The organism is Pseudomonas sp. PSB18 (assembly GCF_014596565.1).
Taxonomy (GTDB): Bacteria; Pseudomonadota; Gammaproteobacteria; order Pseudomonadales; family Pseudomonadaceae; genus Aquipseudomonas.
The window spans coordinates 72,778-93,464 of record NZ_NOIN01000007.1 but is presented as its reverse complement, the minus strand read 5'-3'; the positions used below and the strand labels follow the sequence as shown (position 1 = coordinate 93,464).

Annotated in this window: 13 protein-coding genes; 12 read left to right on the top strand and 1 reads right to left on the bottom strand. The window is 60.8% G+C overall.

Going from position 1 to position 20,687, the window contains the following annotated elements; all coding sequences use genetic code 11:
• Positions 1 to 211 precede the first annotated feature (211 nt).
• Together CGA22_RS17660 and CGA22_RS17655 are read left to right on the top strand one after the other, a co-directional pair.
• The gene (locus CGA22_RS17660) at positions 212 to 5,026 is read left to right on the top strand and encodes a dermonecrotic toxin domain-containing protein (RefSeq protein ID WP_041023178.1); all 4,815 of its coding nucleotides are present in this window, start codon (positions 212 to 214) and stop codon (positions 5,024 to 5,026) included.
• A 169-nt stretch (positions 5,027 to 5,195) separates the two neighbouring features.
• Entirely contained in the window at positions 5,196 to 5,585 is a 390-nt protein-coding gene (locus CGA22_RS17655; RefSeq protein ID WP_041023177.1) for a fe2+ zn2+ uptake regulation protein, read from the top strand.
• A gap of 43 nt (positions 5,586 to 5,628) precedes the next feature.
• Here CGA22_RS17655 and CGA22_RS17650 read toward each other — a convergent pair whose 3' ends face one another.
• A complete protein-coding gene (locus CGA22_RS17650; protein ID WP_024780171.1) occupies positions 5,629 to 5,817 on the bottom strand; it encodes a hypothetical protein in 189 nt (62 codons plus the stop codon).
• 538 nt (positions 5,818 to 6,355) lie between these two features.
• Between CGA22_RS17650 and CGA22_RS17645 the strand changes: the two genes are divergently transcribed.
• The 10 genes from CGA22_RS17645 to glgA all read left to right on the top strand — a co-directional run bounded on the left by CGA22_RS17645 (position 6,356) and on the right by glgA (position 20,681).
• Positions 6,356 to 7,591, top strand: coding sequence for an MFS transporter (locus CGA22_RS17645; RefSeq protein WP_188258660.1), 1,236 nt, complete (start codon positions 6,356 to 6,358; stop codon positions 7,589 to 7,591).
• Between the two features lie 29 nt (positions 7,592 to 7,620).
• On the top strand, positions 7,621 to 8,748 hold the full coding sequence (locus CGA22_RS17640; protein ID WP_041022730.1) for an acyl-protein synthase: 1,128 nt from the start codon (positions 7,621 to 7,623) through the stop codon (positions 8,746 to 8,748).
• Between the two features lies 1 nt (position 8,749).
• The gene (locus tag CGA22_RS17635; protein ID WP_188258659.1) at positions 8,750 to 11,158 is read left to right on the top strand and encodes an acyl-CoA reductase; all 2,409 of its coding nucleotides are present in this window, start codon (positions 8,750 to 8,752) and stop codon (positions 11,156 to 11,158) included.
• 52 nt (positions 11,159 to 11,210) lie between these two features.
• Positions 11,211 to 12,485 (top strand): phenylacetate--CoA ligase family protein, encoded by a 1,275-nt coding sequence (locus CGA22_RS17630; RefSeq protein ID WP_041024035.1) that lies wholly within the window; start codon positions 11,211 to 11,213, stop codon positions 12,483 to 12,485.
• On the top strand, positions 12,482 to 13,426 hold the full coding sequence (locus CGA22_RS17625) for a GNAT family N-acetyltransferase (RefSeq protein WP_041024034.1): 945 nt from the start codon (positions 12,482 to 12,484) through the stop codon (positions 13,424 to 13,426). The genes CGA22_RS17630 and CGA22_RS17625 overlap by 4 nt, the downstream gene beginning before the upstream one ends.
• 123 nt (positions 13,427 to 13,549) lie before the next feature.
• Positions 13,550 to 15,544 carry a methyl-accepting chemotaxis protein gene (locus CGA22_RS17620; RefSeq protein ID WP_041024033.1) on the top strand — a complete coding sequence of 665 codons (1,995 nt, stop codon included), beginning with the start codon at positions 13,550 to 13,552 and terminating at the stop codon, positions 15,542 to 15,544.
• A 300-nt stretch (positions 15,545 to 15,844) separates the two neighbouring features.
• Entirely contained in the window at positions 15,845 to 16,291 is a 447-nt protein-coding gene (locus CGA22_RS17615; protein WP_041021142.1) for a DUF411 domain-containing protein, read from the top strand.
• 136 nt (positions 16,292 to 16,427) lie between these two features.
• A complete protein-coding gene (locus CGA22_RS17610) occupies positions 16,428 to 17,456 on the top strand; it encodes an alpha/beta fold hydrolase (protein WP_041021141.1) in 1,029 nt (342 codons plus the stop codon).
• Positions 17,457 to 17,467: 11 nt separating this feature from the next.
• Positions 17,468 to 18,430, top strand: a complete 963-nt coding sequence (locus tag CGA22_RS17605) for a D-2-hydroxyacid dehydrogenase family protein (protein WP_041021140.1) — start codon at positions 17,468 to 17,470, stop codon at positions 18,428 to 18,430.
• Positions 18,431 to 19,109: 679 nt separating this feature from the next.
• Positions 19,110 to 20,681, top strand: a complete 1,572-nt coding sequence (gene glgA / locus CGA22_RS17600) for a glycogen synthase GlgA (RefSeq protein ID WP_041021139.1) — start codon at positions 19,110 to 19,112, stop codon at positions 20,679 to 20,681.
• Positions 20,682 to 20,687 lie beyond the last annotated feature (6 nt).

Genomic DNA, 20,687 nt, shown 5'->3' with positions numbered 1-20,687 from the left:
CAGTGAGGAGGGAACAAAGCCGGATTAAACACCGCTTCAGGCGCGTGCTGTCAATCTTTTCACCGTGGGCATGCCTCGTGCTCCGCAGCCGGACAGGTCTGAAGCTTCGCGTGCGGTAACTATGTACCACCCTTGCCCTTCCCTCGTTCTCTAGGCTGGCCGCTTCATCCACGTATGGGCTGCCTCATGGCGCCTTGAACGAGAAGCAACGATGCCCCGTGAGAACACGCCACTGCTATTCCCCGACGTCCTGGACGCCAACCGCCTGGACGAATTGAGCGCAACCCATGGGCTGACGCAAACCGACCTCCAATGGTTGCGCCACGCAGCCCTGCCCAACCACACGCTGCGTGTCGCGCAGACTCCGTCGATGTCTGCCGAAACCATTCTGCTCCAGGCCGAAGGGCAGCCCCCGATTTCGCTTGCCGGCTGCTTTGCGCTGACAACTTTGCCAGACGCCGGCACCTCGTCCCCCAAGCCTGCATTCCTCTATACGCCCCAGGGTGGAATCGAGAAATTTGACAGTCCACAGGCGCTCGAAACTCGGATCGACCAAATGCTCGCAACCCCTGTCGAGCGTGACGGCCTGTTCCAGCTACTGTCCATTTCCCAACGCGCCGAACTGAACACCAGCACCGTTATCAGCCAGGCCCGACGGCCCCTGCACGGAGATGTGTTCAAGACCCAGATCGAATCCATCGAGCACGCTCAAAGCCTCAACGCGCTGACCATGGTCAATGAGCTGATCAAACTGCCCTCGCTGACCTCGATGCTTGACCACGTATTGAAAGAAGTACTGGCCAACCTCGACCATCAACAGACCCGAGTCGCAATCACCGCCGATGCGGGACTCGGTGATCCGACCATGGGCAAAGTGACCAACGACCTGTCATTGTCGGAAGCGGTCCTGGTGTACTTCCACCATCAGGGCCGGCCAGCCCGGCATGACGTCGATTTCATCCATCCGGAAATCACGGTATCGACCCATAATGCGCAGCAGTGGGAAAGCCTGTTGCGGGTGACGGCTAAAAACCTGATTCCCAAGCTTATCGATTGCATCAAAGCCTATTGGGATGCCACCGGCCCATTCCATACCTCACGCCGGGAGCTGTTGTCGCGGGTTCTCAGCGATGCCCTGCGTGCAACCGTCCTGAGCAAACGGGAGCAACGGCAACTGACCGATGCACAAAGCCAGGAGCTGCTCCGCTTGTTCGGACCCTCCCGACAGGACGAGACGCCTCTGTTCATCGAAACGGTTCGCCTCTGGGAATATGAGCCGCTCTATGTGGAGCTTGCCGGCTCGCTGATGATCAGCGGCAAGGATCATTACCTCTACAGGCCCAGTCATGACCTGCAAAAAGTGGACAATTACCGGGGGTTCAAGGACGCGCTGTTGGCTACGCCGACCAGTCCCGCACACAAGGAGCAACTCTATAGCCTGTTGAGCCTGGAAGAACGCAACCGCTTTCTGCGCCTTGACCAGCCGCAGGTTTCTGGAGGTTCAGTGGCGTTGCCGGTATTCGAATCCCTGGCGGAGGCCATCATCGGCAAGCAGATCAATAACCTTCACTACGCACTGGAGATGTCTCGCCAGGGCACCGTGAACATCCACGCCCTGGTCGACAAGGCGCTGGATATCCGCTCCTTGATCAACAAGAATTTGCTGGAGCATGGAACCGACGGGCACTGGGGCAGCCTGCCGGCTTTCTATGGCGACTCGCGGCCGTCCAACTTCATGGCCGATCAACTGACGAGAAAGATCAAGAGCTATACCTCCGTCGAAGACGCTTTCAACGCCCTGTTCACCCAACTGCCACTCTCCAATGAAATATCACTGCATAACCAACTGAGAGGCCTGCTGCCTGAACTCAGCAATGTGTTTTCACTTGGGATACGTGCCGAAGCCGAGCTTAGAAAACTCGACGGAACACTGCCGCCCGCCGCAGACGACCTCATCAACAGTGTTTTTGCCTACGATGCCGACTACCCCAATCGCGAGCAGCGCATTGGGCTCAAAGGCTTTCGGCCCGATGCCTATTCGTTGAGGCTTGCATACACCAACGAGGGCGACGCGGCCTCCTTTCCCCTCGCCAACTGTTTTTTCCTGACCGAGCGCGGGGGGCTGGACACGCCTTACTCAGGCCTGGGAGTTCTCTGGACACCAACCGACGGCCTACAGGTTTTCCCCTCTGTCGAGGTCGCGACGACACAATTGAACCGAAACCTGCTCGACTCCCGCAAACGCTTTGGCCTGCTCGCGAACCTGCCCTGCGCCCAACGCAAGCCTCACGGGCGTTATCAGCTCGAGGCCTTTGAGTTGATCGAAGACAACGTATTGCTGAATCGGATGAATTCGTTCATCAGGTTGTTCGAGATCGAACACGGCTATCTGAAGACCTTGAAAACCCGGAACTGGCAATTGACCGGAACGGGCTTGGCCAAAAGCCTTGAAGCGTTACTGAACAAGGGAGCCCCCACCAATCTGACCCGTGCCAAACGCATCGCCCAGGCGGACAGGTGGCAACAGAAACTGCCTGCCTGGCTCGGCATGGCCTCTCTTGAAGATCAGCGCCTGCATATCAATCTGCTTGAGCAATATCGAAACAGCGTGATCGACGGCAAGGACTACCTGGACGGTATTGAACCCTTGCAGGCCTACACGCATAAAAAACTGAAAGCGCTGTTGGATGCGCGCTTCACCGAAAAAGACCTGGACCCTGCGACCATTCAGATCACACCGAACCTCGCACTGGCGGGGCCACCCAGTTCCCTGACCGAATTCGCCCTGAATCATATCGATGTCACTCAAAAAACCGGATTCAAGGTGTCCTCGACGTCCAGACGCAAGCTGCCTGACAGCTTGAACGAGACGGCGGTCAAGCAGCTGCTGCTGTCACTGGATGTCGCCACCTCGTATAAACAACATGTGCTGGACAAGCTGTCCGGCACGACGGAGGACGTTCAACAGAGAAAGCAGCGCTTCCGCCAACAACTACCCTGGCAACTGCTGCAATACGCTCACGCACGGTGCCTGCAACAGTACCTCTCCCCTTCGGCCTTCGATTTGATTCACCAAGTGCTGGACATGCCGGACGCCCTTGCTCGCCAAGCGGTGAGAGGTGCCAGCGCGCTGATTCGTCCATTGGAACTGATCAAAACCGAAGGCGCCGCGGCGATCAAGGCACTGGGGCTTTACCTGATCGGGTCGGGTACCGATGCGAAAGCGCCCCACGTCCTGTACGCCCCCTACCATACGGGCCCGGGCTTCACCGAGTTCAAGGACGAAGCGAGTGTCGTGGCCGCCTTCAACCGGCCAGGGCCACTGCAGGACCTGTTGATCAGTCGGCTGCCCGCCAACCAGCAAAGCATATTCAAAAACCTGTTTACCGCCACCATCGGGCAGCTATCGGAAATTACCCTGGCCTCGAATCCAGTCCAGACGAACCTCATTGATACATTGTTCAACGACAATACCCGTCTGTTATCGGACTTGCTGACCACCCAAACGGATAGGAAACGTCAGTTCGACTGGGAAACCGTGCGGCATCTGCTCAGCGTCGGTGCCAGGTTCGTGGGCAGACAGCTACCGGGCAAACTGACTTTTTTCGAGACATTGTGGGAAAGCTATCAGGACTTCAAGTCTTCCTCCGAAGCGCTGCAGCAGCATGACTGGAAAAGCGGCCTGCATGATTTCATTGCCGGGGCCGCGGAAATGGTGTCACTCGGTTTCATGAATCGGGAGGATACGTTCGGGCTGCTCGCTCCCATCGGCCCGGCCTCGCAAAACGCCCCTGCGGCCCCGATCAATTGGAAGGACGTCGCGTCCACCGCCCCGATCCGTACCAACCTGCAAGCTTTCGAGGCCGCGGGCATAAGCCTCCACGATCTGCAAAAGAACCCCGCTGATGGGACCTACAAGGACACAGGCTCCGGCAAGCTCTATGTCAGTGTTGTTGGCAAAGTCTTTCAGGTGGCGAAGGCCAATCAGGTCTGGCGCGTTGTCCATGACAAGGAAATGGGGCCGATACTCAAAAGATTGCCTGAAAGCCAGGAGTGGGTCATTGACCCGCAACGACAGACCATTCGCTACGGCAAGGTGTTGTCGACCCTCGCGAATGCGTACAGCGACTACAAGGCTTCAGACACACTGAATATCGAAGCCCGAGGCATGGCTGAGATACGCAGGAAATACCCTCACCATGCAAACGTCATTGTGCAGGCACTGGAGACAGCCAGGCATTACTCCCTCAATGCGCTTCATAATCTCGATCAAGCCCGGCAGCAGGTTTCAAAGGGCTCCCGGCTGGAGACTTACCTCAAGACATTTTTTGGCGTCGACCAGGTCGATGCCCGTTTGATCGCAAAGATTCATGCCGCTGTTGCGCCGATATGCCAGGTATTGGCCGATCCATCCTGGGAAGCGCAAAACCAGAAACGCATCGTGATCGGCAATCTCAAGAACGCCAACGACACGGCGACGGCATTCGTGCTCGAACCCAACGCAGGCGGGAAAATCTACCTCACCCAATTTTTCTTCGACGTAGGGCTGGACCCGTACAAGATCATCGTCCCCGAGTCCTTCAATGTCGACGCTCATGCCCAGGGAGCCACCCTCATCCACGAACTGAGCCACCAGTTGATCGATACGCACGACATTGTTTATCTGGACGCTCTGTTGCCATTCCTCGACCTGATCTCGCAAGTCACGCATGACGGACGAGCCCGGTACGACAGCCTGGACGACCAGCAACACAATGGGCTCTCGCTGACCACGCCACGTTCAAGGTTGTTCATGGGGTGGGATAGCGCAGCCAGTACGTTCAAGAGCCTGGAGTTGCTTCCCGAGTTCAAGGCCACCGCCAAGGAAATCCTCAAAGTCACCGGCGCCAGGACCATGAACGAGGCGCGAGATATCTTTCTGAACCCTGGCTCGGCGGACAAGCGCGTCGACGTCATCCTTCGAAACGCCGACTCGCTGACCCTGCTCATCTGTGAGTTGGGGCGCCAGCTCGACCCGCCCTCATGAACGGGTTCGCCCCCCGACCGGATGCAAAAAAACATCGCCTGTACTCGACCAATCACAAGGGTTTAACGACATCCCGGCGAATTTTTCACATCACGGCCCGCATGATTGGCCGTTCCTCTTGAGGGAGCACGTGTGACTATTTCTGATCAGGCTGGTAAGGACCTTTTGCATGCAAAACGCGCAACTGCCTACGGAGAATAAGCCGGGGTCGAACGGCGTCCCGATGACGACCACCAATAACGTGCTCGCCAAAACGACGGAGCGAGGCAGCAACGAGCGCATCAAGCGCCTGCTCAAGAGCTTCGGACTCAGGACCAGCCTGATCCGCCTCAAGGTCATCGACATGTTGCTCACGACCACCATGGAGAACCGTTGCCTGGGCGCACGGGGCGTGCACAGCCAGCTATTGGCGCTGGACATTCCCTTGTCCTTTCTCAGCGTTCGCGAGGTGTTGAAGCGCCTGTGCAGCGAGGGCGTGGTGACGCTCAACCCCGACAAGAGCTACAGCCTGCACCACAGGGCCATGGCCGTGCTCGCGGCCGGGGAATCATGCGAGTGACCTGTACGGTTAATCTGAGTAGACGAATTAGCCACACAGGCCACTAGGGCTTGACCTTGCGCCGCATCACGCCGTTGATCACCACCACGATCACCGCCACGGCAATGGCGATGTATTGAAACAACTGTTCGCTGATCATGCCTTTGTTCTGCATCCACGACAGTCCCAGCATGATCGCCAGGACCACGAGGACAATCAGAATCGAGTATTTCAAACGTTGCGAATGAGTCATTGCCAGTTCCTGAATGTATCTGTTCTGTATCCGCTCGCTTGCCAGGTGCCTACCCGGTTTCAGGGGCAAGCGGCAGCCGACGGGGTCCCATGGTACAGCCGAAGGAGCGCCGTCGCGCAACCACGGTGCTCGACCATGAGGATTTTATTTATGTTTCGTCGCATGTCACTGCTGCTGCCGCTGTTATCAATCCTGACGCTGAGCGACTGCCTCCTTTTTCCACCAGGCCACGGTCATTGAAAAGGACCGGGACATCCGGGTGGTCCGGGTTTCGACCAGCACCGCTAGGACCTTCCCCGTGAGTTCTGGTTGAATCGTCTGTAGCGAGTCTCCAATGCTACGACCCCTCCTACTAATCAAGCTGTAAGTTACTGACTTAATTAGGAAATAAATGTCCGCTGCTGGCGGACATTTTCTTACGCCCGCCAAGCACATTTCCTCCGCTAACACCGGGGAATTCTGTCTTTCAAGCCTTATCACCCCCCACGTATTCTCGAATAAGAGGCGCTCACCTCTTTACTCAAAATAAACGTTGGGAATGCCAAACTTGCTGACAACTTTCTCGCCTGAACGACTGACAGGGTTCTGCCTGGCTATCGCACTCTTTGAATTATTAACGTACATGGCCAGCGACCTGGTCATGCCCGCCATGCTCGCCGTTACCGAAGAACTCGGAGCGGCGTCGGATCAGATTCCCTACGCGTTCAACCTCTATCTGCTGGGTGGCGTCCTGCTGCCTTGGTTGATCGGGCCGCTGTCGGATCGCCACGGACGTCGACCGTTCATGCTGGTCGGTTGCGCCGGGTTCGTGCTGGCTTGCGCGGCGACCACCCAGGTCACCCAGATGCACGGGTTCAATGGCCTTCGCCTGATCCAGGGCATGGGCCTGGGTTTCGTGATCGCTGTCAGCTATCCCGCCATACAGGACATGTTCAACGAGTCGGATGCCGTGAAAATCATGGCGCTGTTGGGCAACCTGGCCCTCCTGTCCCCCTTGCTGGGGCCCTTGCTGGGTGGGTTGCTGCTGCAATGGCTGTCCTGGCGCGAACTGTTTCTGCTGCTGGCCGGCCTCGGTGCAGTGAGCTGGCTGGCGCTCTGGGGCTTCATGCCCCGCCTTCCCAAGCCGGTTCCACCAGGCCGCCGACAGCCGTCACCTGTTCCTTTCGAACTGCGTGCGCTGATCAAGCGGTATGGCGCCTTGCTCAGTCATCCCCGATTCATGGCGGCCAGCGTTGCGTTGGGGCTGATGAGCCTGCCACTGATCGCCTGGATCGGCCTGTCGCCCCTACTGCTGCTAGAGGGACAAGGGGTTTCACCACTGGTGTATGGGCTGTGGCAGATCCCGGTGTTCGCCGCCGTGATCCTCGGCAATCTCCTGCTCAACGCCTGGGTGGAACGGGTCGGCGTAGGCGGCGCGCTTCGTTGCAGCCTCTGGCCCCTGTGCGCCGGCCTGGCGGCCTTGGTCATTGCCAGTCGGTTCGCCCTTTCCCTACCTGTGCTGGTCAGTGGACTTTCGTTGTACGCCCTCGGCCTCGGCATGGGCAACGCGGCGCTGTATCGACTGGCGTTGTTTACCAGTGACGACAGCAAAGGGTTGGTCTCGGCCATGGTCGGGATGATCTCCATCGCCGTGATGAGCGTTGCCGGTTCGTTGCTGGCGTCATTGGGCGCCGGCGACAGCCTGGAATCCTTTGCCTTGATGGCCGGTATCGCCGGGCTCAGTTGTCCTGTCGCGTTGCGCCTGTTCATGTCGCGACCGGTCGCTCACGTTTGAGTTGCTCCGCTTCTAAGGAAAGTTATCCGATGATTCATTTTCCCCACGCCGATGCGCTGTGCGCATTGCCCCGCCCCTACAGTCCCGATTCGATACCCTCCGGGCTGTTCGATCGAGCCATGGCCGAGATCAGCCTGTTCCATAGCCACCATACCCCGGGCTACGAAGACTGGCTCAACGCCAACGGGCTCGCCGTCGAGGACCTGGAGCATCTGACGGACTGGTCGCGCCTGCCGCCCATCTACGCCAACTACTTCAAGCAGCGCTTGCTGGTCAGCCCTACGGGCGAGGAGGCCCTGGAACTCACGTCCTCCGGTACCGGCGGCCAGAAAAGTCGCATGCGCTACGACGAACGTAGCATGGCGGCGGCCCAGGCGATGGTAGCGCGCATTTTCGATCACTACGGTTGGTCCACGCCGGATGCGCCCTGCAACTACCTGTTGCTCAGCCATGAACCCGAACCGGACAATCGCCTCGGTACGGCCTATACCGACCAGTTCCTGTGTCGCTTCGCCCCGGTCAATAGCCTTGTCTATGCCTTGCGCCGTACCGGCAATGGCCATGAGTTCGACGTTTTTGGTGTTATCCGTGCCCTGCAGGCCTTCGCCGAGCAAGGGCTGCCCGTGAGGATCCTCGGCTTTCCGGCGCTGCTTTGGCACGTACTCGAACGCATGCGCGAGAGCGGTGTACCGAACCTGACACTCGCGCCTGATTCCCTGGTGTTCCTCGGCGGCGGCTGGAAGAAACAGGCTGCCCAGGAAATGCCCCGCCATCAGGTCTATGCGCGCATCGCCCGGCAACTGGGCATCGAGGCCCATCGCTGCCGCGACGGTTATGGTGCGGTCGAGCACGCCGTGCCCTACATCGAATGTGCCCATCATCGGTTTCATGTGCCGGTCTATTCCAAAGTCTTTGTCCGTCACCCCTCGAACTTCGACGTGCAGCCGTTCGGCGAAGCCGGATTGCTGTCGTTCGTTTCGCCCTATATCTCCTCCAGCCCCGCCCACGCCGTGGTGATGAGCGACCTGGCGACCCTGCACCCCGCCAACTGCGAATGCGGTTCGAGCACCCAGTGGTTCGAACTGCACGGCCGTGCCGGCACCAGCGCCAGCCGAAGCTGCGCCATGGCTGCCGCTGAACTGATCAAGGAGCATTGAGATGTACCTCATCAACGGTCAACTGCATGGGAGCCTGACACTCGACCAGGCCCTCGACCACCTGCAAGCGCAACTGCCCGCCCGCCTGGCCTCGGCGCCCTCGAGCGACAGCGTGCTCGACTGCGCCGAGGCGTTCGCCCAACGACTGCGCGCAGGACAGGAAGCGTTCCTCGACGAGGACCACCGCCAGGCACTGATCACCTTCTGCAGCCGCGAGCACCTGAGCTTGAAACTTGCGCGGGAGCTGGGACCGGATCCCCGCTCGCTGCGGCGCATCGACTATAGCGATGGACCCTTTGAAAGCTGGCAGCCCTTGGGCCTGGTGGTGCATGTCACGCCGAGCAACGCACCACTGCTGGCGTTCTGCGCGGCCCTGGAAAGCCTGCTGGCGGGCAATATCAACTGGATACGCCCGAGCACACGGGACGGGGATTTGACGGCGCGCCTGTTGGCGGCTTTTCTGGCGTGCGACAGCAGTGGCCGGCTCTGCGATTACCTGGCGGTGTTGCCGGTTCCCCACCATGACAGCCAACGTCTTTTCGCCCTGGCACAAGGTGTCAGCGCCTGGGGCGGCGAAGCGGCGCTCAAGGCCCTGCGCGAACAGGTCCCAAGCGGATGCCGCTGGATCGACTGGGGGCATCGCGTCAGCTTCGCCTATATCACGCCTCACGCCGCCAGCCCCCAGGCATTGGATAACCTGGTGGATGAAATCTGCCGCCTCGACCAGCAAGCCTGCTCCAGCCCGCAATGGCTGCTGGTCGACACTGACGACCCCATCGTGATGGAGCGAGTGGGTAGCGCCCTGGCCGCCGCATTCGAGCGGAGGGCCGGACGCTGGCCGGCGCTGGCGCTGACCACGGCCGAAGCGTGTGAGATCACCACCCGAACGGCACTCGCCCGACTGGACCACAGCTTCGCCGGCCATGCGGGCCAGGTCTGGACCGGTGAGGGTTGGCGCGTCCTCTGGGAACATCATCGCGACCTGTCGCCGTCGCCGCTGTTTCGCACGCTGCTGCTGCGGCCCGTCCCCCAAGCGCGGGTGATCGAGACACTGCTGCCTTGGCGAAACGTCTTGCAGAGCTGCGCACTCATCTGTGAAGCGGAACAGGCGCCAGGGCTGACACGTCGCCTGATAGCCGCTGGCGTATCCCGCCTCTCGACAACCCGTGAGATTCAGCAGGGCTACGACGGCGAGCCCCACGACGGCGTCTACGCACTGCAACGCTTGAGCAGGCGGGTGTCGGTCGGCCTTGACCCCCACGTCGCGAGTCATCGTGTCACCCTGGACACTTCTCCAGCGCCGATATCGGTGAGTCCTTCTACGCCGATCATGGACAAGGCAGCCTTCATGGCCCTTCCCATCCCCCCTCAGGCGCAACTGTTCTTCCGTTCTGGCGGCAGCAGCGGCGAGCCCGTGCTGTCGTGCTATAGCTATCGCGACTTCGATCGTCACATGCAGGCCGCCGCCGACGGACTGCGTGCGGCCGGCCTGGACCCGGCGCATGACCGGGTGATGAACCTGTTCTACGGGGGCAACCTCTACGGCGGCTTCTTCAGCTTCTCGAAAATTCTCGAACAGATGAGCGTCGTGCATTACCCCATGGGAGCACCGGCGGACGATGCATTCGACGAAATCGCCCGGATGATCGTCGCCCATGGCATCAACACGCTGATCGGCATGCCGAGCACACTGCACCGCCTGTTCTCCAGCCAACGGCAAATCCTTCAAAGCTACGGCGGTGTGCGCAAGGTCCTGTTGGGCGGCGAGCACCTGGGGCAAGCCAGCCGGCAATTGTTCCTGGACTGCGGCGTCACCCGGATTCGCTCGGCCCTGTACGGCAGCGTGGACGCAGGCCCGCTCGGCCATGCCTGCGCCGCCAGCGACGACGGCGTGTTCCACTTGATGGACGCCATTCAACACCTGGACATCATCGAGTTGAAGCGGGATGCTCCGGTCACGCCGGGGGAAATCGGGCGCTTGCTGTTCACTTCCCGACAGCGCCAGGCGCAACCTCTCCAGCGCTACGACGTCGGCGATTGCGGGCGCTGGTTGCCAGGCCCCTGCCCTTGTGGTCTGGAATCACCCAGGTTCGAGTTGCGTCAGCGGCACGGCCGCGTGCTGCGTGTCGCCACGGAGTCCATCAACACTCGGGCGCTTGCCGAGCTGGCCCAGGTGGCGATTCAAATCGTCCTCGATCACGACAGCGGCGGCTGTGAGCGCATGCTGATCCGCGCCGACGGCGAAGCCGAAACGGTACGACGCAGGGTCCTGGCATTGCAGCCGCTGCGCGCATCCGTCGATGCCGCACTGTTGGTACTGGAAGTCCAACGCTGTGCACCCGAATGTTTTGAACAGAACAGACACAGCGGCAAAGTCCCGCTGGTGATGGATAACAGAAGCCCCGGTTGATAGCCCTTCACCCACGCCTTATCCAGCGTACTTCATAGCCCGAGAGCCCCTGATGAGCCCTTCCTTCCCATTTGAACAATGGCTGGCCCACATTCGCCTGCATTCAAAGTATTACCAGCAACACTGGAAGCATTTACCCGCGCAAGGCTGCGCTTTTGAGGACCTGCCGATTGTCGATGCCAGGGATTATTGGCGCGGCAGTCATGACCTGGACACCTGGGATGTATTGACCGGACCAGTCACGGACGCACTGGTCTATAAAACCGGAGGCACGACCAGCCAGGGAAAGCTGTCGGTGTTCACCCACGGGGAATGGCAGCGGATGCTCGATGGCTTCGCAGACGGCCTGTCCGCCCAGCTTGAAACAGGCGATCGAGTCGCCAATCTGTTCTTTTCAGGGGACCTGTATGCGAGTTTCCTGTTCATTCATGGAGCCCTCTGCCACGTGGACCTCCCGATCACCGAGTTTCCCTTTACCGGATCGGTCGATCCCGAGGTACTGGCCGATGCCGTCACTGCGCACCGTATCAATGTGCTGGCGGGCGTCCCGGCACATCTGCTGGCCATTGCCAGCCATCTGAGCCGACAGGGGCGAACGCTGCCCGGTATCACCGCCGTGCTGTTCGGCGGGGAGCACCTGTTCGAGCGCCAACTTCCGATGTTGAGACAAGCCTTTCCCCAGGCGCGCTTCGCGTCCATCGGTTATGCCAGTGTGGACGCCGGATTGGTGGGGGCCAGCGCCCCTGATTGCGGACTCGGCGAACACCGCGTATTCGATGAGCAGACCCGGATAGAAATCATCGATGAAGTGAGCGGCGAGGTCATCGAGATCTGCGACCGTCCCGGCAACCTGGTGGTGACCAACTTCACCCGGACCCTGATGCCGATGGTGCGCTATCCAGTGGGCGATCGGGCCTGTTGGCGCGAGCCTGTCGGCACTCCGCGGCGCAAGTTCGAATTGGCCGGACGTAGCGCGCAGAGCCAGCGGGTGCGGGTCGGCGTGGCGTCGCTGTTCCCACAACACATTGGCGAGATCATCCACAGCATTGGCGGCGAACTTCAATGGCAACTGATCATCGAGTCCGTCGAAAACAATGATCGCGTGGTGCTCAAATGGGTACCCGACAACCCGTCGAACCGCAGCGAGTCACTGTCCCAGGCGCTGAAATTCGCTTTGATCGAGCAACATCCGGGCATCGATCAACTCAACCTGCAGGTCCATGTCTGCCAGGCGCAGGACCTGGAACGTCACCCACGCTCCGGCAAACACCTGCCGGTCATCGACCGTCGGGTCTATGGCCCGATGGCAGCGAGGCACGCCAGATGAGCGCCTTGGTCATCAGGACGTTCAGCCCCACGGATGCCATCGGAACCAGCGAACTGTTCCGCCGGGTATATGGCGATCACTACGTCTCGCCGGACGTCTACGTACCCCACATGATTTGCCAGCACAACCAGCATCGACATTGGTTTTCCATGGTTGCCGTGATGGAGGACCGGGTGGTGGGCCACGCCGCGTTGTGCCGACCTGCCGCGAACCGGGAGGATGCAGAACTGGCGCTAGTGGCAGTGGATCCGGCGCTACAAGGCCGTCAGATTGCCACCCGCCTGGGCCGGCAACTGCTGGACCGCTGTGAAGACCTCGGCCTCGCCAGGCTGTCCATCAAACAGGTCACCAGCCACCCCTACAGCCAAAGATTGGCGCTACGACTCGGTTTCCATGATATCGGGCTGATGCCCGACCATGTGCCTTCGCCGTTCGCCGCAGCCCAGGCCGAGACCATTGTGGTCGGTTGTCAGGTGATGGGCGACCATCAGCGACCGTTGCCGCACGTGAATTGGCCTGCTCCATGCCAATGGCTGATGACCCCGTTGGTTTCGCACTTCGGCACCACGTTCGACGACGCACCTACCTCGATGCAGCCGTTGCAGATCAGCTCATTACCCGGGCGTATCGACGTCGTCGCCGGGCACATGAGCCGGCATCTGGCCAGGCAGCTGCAACGCTTGCCGGCCCACTGGTCGATCGCGGTACGACTCGGACTGCGGCGACAGTTCCCCGAGGATTATCGGCAGCTGATGGCTGCCGGATTCATTTTTACCGGACTGATGCCCGCCGAAGGCGAGCTGAACTGGCAGGCGCTGTTTCACCGTAGCGCGTTGGCTCGCCAGCTGGACCTGCGTGCCGGGCCGATGCAACGGCTGCACGATGAGCTACAGGCCCATACGCAGAACTGGAGAGGTGCGCAGTCCAACTCGGCGGCGTGACAAGGCAACATTGGCGACGAACGGTACCCCTTGCCAAGCGTGCGGCATTCAAGCGCCATGGCGAGGGGCCGATATAACAACGTCTACCGTCCCGAAAGATGCCTTCGAGCAAGGAACTCTCCAATGCCCTCATTCCGCACCATTCAGGCTCGCTACACGCTGTTCCTGGTCTTATTCATCCTGGTGTTGTCCATCCTGACCGTCGTGGGCATCAGCTATCTGGTCGCACCCAAGCTGCGCCAGACCGAAGAGCAAGTGGTGCTCAATCGCATTGGCGAAGTCGCGGAACAGATCCAGGGCGAGCTGAACAAAGTGCAGGCTCAACAGCGCAGCATCACCCAGACCATTCCGTTGCTCGACAGCGATGCCATCGACAAGGTACTCCCGGGCCTGGTGGACCAATATGGCGAACCGAAGGTCTTCGGTGGCGGGATCTGGCCGCTGCCCAACCAGCGCGCCGAAGGACGCAACAAGTTCAGCACGTTCTGGCACCGCGACAGCTCCGGCAAACTGGTGGTCAATACGTTCTGGAACAGCGACGCCGCGCCGAACTACTACGAGCAACCCTGGCACAAGGGCGGCATGGCCACCCCGCCCGGCAAATGCGCCTGGGCCGCCGCCTATAAAGATGACGCCAGCGCCGAACCACGCACCAACTGCGCCATGGCCATCCAGAAAAACGGCGCGCCTTATGGCGTCTCTACCATCGACGTGACCCTGGGGTTCTTCAATGACCTGGTGGCGCGCAAGGAAGCCGACCTGAACGCTGAAATGCTGATTGTCGAAGGCGACGGCAAGATCATCAGCAACAGCTCGCGCATCAGCGGTCCGATCGTCCTCAAGAACATCAGCGAACTGGCGGCCACTTCGCCGTTTGCCGCTCAGGTGAAGGCGGGCCTGGCTCAGCGCGACCAGCCGTTGCAGCGGGTCGAGTTCGACAACAAGGGCGAAGCCAGCACGTTCTTCATGCGTCCCATCGAAGGCACGCCCTGGTTCCTCGCCACCGCCTTGCCAACCCGCCTGATCACTGCCCAGCGCGATGACGTGCTGAACACCCTCAGCCTGCTGCAGATTCCGATGGTCATCCTGCTGGTGCTGATGCAGTTGTATGCAATCCGCCAGTTGACCGGCCGCATGAAGATACTCAAGGGCAACATCGATGCGCTGTCCACCGGCGACGCCGATCTGACCCGACGCATCACCATCCGTGCCGAGGACGAGCTGGGAGCGATTGGTCATTCGGTCAACCGCTTCATTGTTTACCTGCAAGACATGATCAGTGAGGTTACCCAGGCAACCGGCGCCATGGCGTCGAGCCTGGACAACCTGCAACGGACGTCGGCCCATACCAGCGAAATCCTGATGCGCCACGCCTCGGAAACCGACCAGACCGTGACCGCCATTACCCAGATGAGCTCCACGGCCGAGAGCGTGGCCAATAACGCCGCCGAAACGGCCGCGTTCACCCAACGCGCCAACGAACACGCCGACCGCTCTCGTGTCGTGGTGGGTGAAGCCTCCAACAGCGTGGTGGCCTTGATCGATGAGGTCGCCAGCGCCACCCGCAAGGTCGAGAGCATGCAGCAGGACGCGCAACGCATCACCGAGATTCTCGGCGTGATCGGTGCCATTGCTGGACAGACCAATCTGCTGGCACTCAACGCTGCCATCGAAGCCGCCCGGGCCGGCGAGCAGGGTCGCGGTTTTGCAGTGGTGGCCGACGAGGTCCGTGCTCTCGCCGCCCGCACCCAGGCCAGCACCTCGGAAATCAACGAAATGCTCACCCGCCTGACCCAGGGTGTGAGTTCGTCGGTTTCGGCGATGGAAAATACCCAGGCCAGTTGCCAATCGGCCGCCGACGCGACTTCCCGGGTCAACGCCGGCCTGGATGAAATGGCCGGCTCCGTCGGTCAGATCAACAGCCTGAGCACCCAGATCGCCACCGCCGCCGAACAACAGAGCGCCGTGACCGAAGAGATCAACCGCAGCATGGTGCAGATCCGCCATATGGTGGAGGAACTGGTGGAAGGCGGCTTGGCCAGCGAAAACAACACCCGGCAACTGCTGGAAGCCAACGGTCGAGTCAATGCAATCATGGGGCGGTTCAAGCTTCGCTGAGAACGGCTGCTCCCATGCAGCCCTGAGGGGCTCATGGGAGCATTGCTCACCACCACTCCCCTGTGGGAGCGAGCCTGCTCGCGATGGCGGTGGGTCAGCTTGCATTGATGTCGAATATCAAACCGCTATCGCGAGCAGGCTCGCTCCCACACTGGATCTTCAGTCGGCGAGCTTGCGAGCGGCGGCGACTATTCATTCCATCCACCTGACAATTCTGTCATCCGCCCCTCAGCACCCTGTCAGCTCGTAACCGCTACTCTGGTATCCTCCCGCCAACCCGCTCCACACGAGACCGCTTCCATGGCCAATCCCCTGCATCTGCTCGCCCTGAGCGTCCTGTTCATGACCACCCTGGCCCAGGCCGCCACACCGACCACCATTGATGTGCACCGCGATGCCAACTGCGGCTGCTGCAAGAAATGGATCGCTCACTTGCAAGAGAACGGCTTCAAGGTCAACGACCATGTCGAAACCGATATGAGTTCAGTCAAGCAACGCCTGGGCGTGGCACCCAACATGCGTTCCTGCCATACCGCCGAGATCAACGGCAAATTCGTCGAGGGCCACGTCCCTGCCGATCAGGTACGGGCGTTGAGCCAGCGTGATGACTTGCTCGGCGTGGCCGCGCCCGGTATGCCCATGGGCTCGCCCGGCATGGAAATGGACGGCATGAGCGATGCCTATCAGGTGATCGGCCTGAAAAAAGACGGGACGCAAACCGTGGTAGCGGATTACCCGGCCCACTGACGGGACATCGCCGCACCCTGTCATGGCGCATTTTCCCCTGGGTGGGTTGAACATTCCGGCCTGTCGATTGCCTGTGGTTAATGTCGCCATAACCGGGCCGCTCCAGGATCGGCCGGCTGCCACAAGGAGACTGACCATGCCACGCCCCATCCTTCGCTGGTTACCCAGCCTGTTCCTGACCGCCACCCTGCCATTGCTCGCCCATGCCGAAAGCGCGCAAGGGCCAGCCTACGGGCCGGAACTCCAGGGTTTCGATTACCCCTATACCCTCAAGCACTTCGCCTTCCAGTCCCAGGGCAAATCCCTGCAGATGGGCTACATGGACGTACCGGCCCAGGGCAAGGTCAATGGCCGCAGCATTGTGCTGATGCATGGCAAGAATTTCTGCGCCGCCACCTGGGGCGACTCGATCAAGACCCTCAGCGAGGCCGGTTACCGGGTGATTGCAGCGGACCAGATCGGTTTCTGCACGTCCAGCAAGCCCGATTACTACCAGTACAGCTTTCAACAACTGGCCACCAATACCCAGGCCTTGCTCAAGGCCCTTGGCATACAGAAAGCAATCATCCTGGGACACTCCACCGGCGGTATGCTCGCCACCCGCTATGCCTTGCAGTATCCCGATCAGGTAGAGCGCCTGGCGATGGTCAACCCCATCGGCCTGGAGGATTGGAAGGCCCTCGGCGTGCCCTACCGCACCGTGGATCAATGGTACGAGCGAGAGCTGAAGCTCAACGCCGACGGTATTCGCAATTATGAGCGCACGACCTACTATGGCGGCCGCTGGAAACCGGAGTTCGAGCGCTGGGTGGACATGCTCGCCGGCTTGAACAAGGGACCCGGACACACCCAGGTCGCGTGGAACTCGGCGCTGATCTACGACATGATCTTCACCCAGCCGGTCTACTACGAATTCAAGGACCTGAAGATGCCGACCCTGCTGCTGATCGGCACTGCCGATACCACGGCCATCGGCAGCGATATCGCCCCGCCGGCGGTGAAAGCCAAGCTCGGCCGCTACGAGGTACTGGGCAAACAAGCCGCCCAACTCATCCCGCAGTCGACCCTGGTGGAATTCCCTCATCTGGGGCACGCTCCGCAGATGGAAGAGCCGGACCGGTTCCATGAAGCGTTGCTGAACTGGCTGAACAAACCCACTCCCTGACGAGGTGCTCCATGGCGGTGCAGATAGCGGTCATCGACGATTGGCAAGATGTGGCACGGGACGTGGTGGACTGGTCGGGCCTGGAGAGCATCGGCCAGGTCACATTCATTCATGACTACCCTGCCGACCGCGACACCCTCGCCGAACGCCTGGCGCCCTTCGACGTGATTTGCGTGATGCGCGAACGCACGTCATTCGACGAAGGCCTGCTGCGTCGCCTGCCGAATCTCAAACTGCTGCTCACCGGTGGCATGCGCAATGCTGCCCTCGACCTCAAGACCGCTGCCGAGCTGGGAATCCAGGTGTGCGGCACCGAAAGCTACAAGCACGCGGCCCCCGAACTGACCTGGGCACTGGTGATGGCCTTGAGCCGCAACCTCGTCCAGGAAGCCAATGCCCTGCGCGCAGGTTTGTGGCAGCAGGGCCTGGGTGGCGACTTGCATGGCAAGACCCTGGCCATCCTCGGCCTGGGCAGCATCGGCAAGCGCGTGGCACAGTTCGGTCAGGTGTTCGGCATGCGGGTAATCGCCTGGAGCCAGAACCTCACCGCCGAACAGGCCGCCGAGGCGGGCGTAACCTACGTGAGTAAACAGCAGTTGTTCGAGCAGGCGGACATTCTCTCGATCCATCTGGTGCTCGGCGAACGCACCCGAGGGCTGGTGGACGCCCAGGCGCTGGGCTGGATGAAACCCGAGGCACTGCTGGTCAACACCGCACGGGGACCGATTGTCGATGAAGGCGCGCTGATCGATGCCCTCCGGCACAAACGCCTGGCCGGCGCCGCCCTGGATGTATTCGCCCAGGAACCCCTCCCTGCCGACCACCCGTTCCGAACCCTGGAAAACGTACTGGCGACGCCGCACGTGGGTTACGTCAGCCGACAGAACTACCGGCAATTCTATTCGCAGATGATCGAGGACCTGCAGGCCTGGGCCGCCGGAGCACCGATCCGCTTGCTGACCGCGACTGGCTGACAGATCGTCATCGCGAGCAGGCTCGCTCCCACATGGGTTCTTTGGCAGTAGTGAAATCAGGGATCACCGTTGCGCTTCCTGTGGGAGCGAGCCTGCTCGCGATAGCGGTGGATCTGCCGAGAGCTGTATAGCTGGCATACCGCCATCGCGAGCAAGCTCGCTCCCACAGAAGCGGTCTTTTCCTTGATCGGCAGAGCCATCAAAACGCCTCCATTTTCCACGCACCCCAATGGTGCATCCCGTCATCCGATCGCGCACGGCGATGAAACCACCCCTGCCCCCTACCGCATTTCTGTTTCAGATAAGTGCACTTCGTCGGCGCGTATCTCCCATCGTCATGTAAGACATTGCCGACAAAAAACGTGATTGTCCGACAAATCGACGAAGCGCACCGCACCGCTCTAGGTTCTGACCTAGACTGCCGATCCGGGGGGAAAACCGACCGGTCATCCCGAGGAAAAAAAGTCGAAACTTTTCGCAACGGCGACGGGTCAGGTTATAGGCAGGGCAACAGCGGCTGGTGCAGTCCTTGCACAGCCCCATTACCTGATTCGCTTCGCCGCATTGGGCAGCGCTTTGCTCTTCTTGCGTAGCGCTTGTGCGCCTGGCTGCAGGATTCGGCCAATGAAACAACAGCTCTGGCGCTTGCCGGAAACAGATCGAGATACAGGAGATACTTATGATCAGTGCTGCCTTGGAACCCCAGCAAGTCCGTTCACAATTACCGCCGGCGGCCGAATCGCCGACGGCACCGGTGCTGTCCACCGGAGGCAAGGCACTGCTCCCCGTCGTCCGCCAGAACCCCAACCGCAAGAAGGTCCTGTTCGTCACCTCGGAAATCGCCGACCTGGTGAAGACCGGTGGCCTGGGCGACGTCTCGTCCGCACTGCCCCGGGCGATGGCCGGCCTGCATGATGTCCGGGTACTGATCCCCGGTTATCCGCAAGTGATGAACAGCGGCAACCCGATCCACATCATCGGCGAACTCGGCGGCCATGCGGCACTGCCACCCTGCAAGATCGGACGCATGGACATGGCTGACGGCCTGGTGATCTACGTGCTGATCTGCCCCGAACTCTTTGCCCGCGAAGGCTCGCCCTACGGCGCCAACAATGGTCGCGACTGGCCGGACAATCACATCCGCTTCGCGCGCCTGGGCCTGGCCGCCGCGGACATTGCCGCCAACCTGGCGCAGATCCACTGGTGCCCCGACCTGGTCCATGCCCATGACTGGCCGGCCGGCCTGGCCCCCGCCTACATGCACTGGCGCGGGCAGCGCACCCCGACCCTGTTCACCATCCATAACCTGGCGTACCAGGGCGTGGTGAGCCTGGCCTCCTGCCCTGAGCTGGGGATTCCCGAACACGCGTTGCAGCAGGAAGGCATGGAGTTCTACGGCAAGTTGTCGTTTCTCAAGGCAGGCATGGCCTATTCCAGCCACATCACCACGGTCAGCGCAACCTATGCCCAGGAAATCACCACCCCGGCGTTCGGCTGCGGGCTCGACGGTTTCCTCGCGGCCAAGACCCAACAGGGCTTGCTCAGCGGGATTCCCAACGGCATCGACGAAAGCTGGGACTCGGCCACCGATACGCATCTGTTCCGCCAATTCGCCATCGGCGATTGGGAGGGCAAGACAGTGAACGCCGACCACGTGCGCGAACTGTTCGGCCTCGATGCATCCAAGGGGCCGTTGTTCGCCGTGGTATCGCGTCTGGTGTATCAGAAAGGCCTGGACCTGACCGAAGCCGTGGCCGAATTCATCGTCGAATCCGGCGGCCAGATCGCCATCATCGGCCGTGGCGAACCGGAAGAGGAACAGGCCATGCGTGAGCTGGCGCTGCGCTTTCCCGGTCGGATCGGCGTGCGCATCGGCTTCAACGAAACCGACGCGCGTCGGATGTTCGCCGGTAGCGACTTCCTGCTGATGCCATCGCGCTATGAGCCCTGCGGCTTGAGCCAGATGTACGCCCAGCGCTTCGGCTCGCTGCCGGTGGCGCGCAATACCGGCGGCCTGGCGGACACCATTGAAGACGGCATTACCGGCTTTCTGTTCGCCGAGTCCACCGTGGACAGCTACAAGCAGGCATTGAGCCGCGCCTTCAAGGTATTCGCCTTCCCTGAGCTGCTCAACGCCATGCGCTGCCGGGCGATGTCGGCGCCTTTCAACTGGAGCAAGGCGGTCGAACCCTACGCCGAACTCTACGAACAACTGGTGGCTCAATCCCTGGGTAAATCGGCCAGACAATGAGGTGAT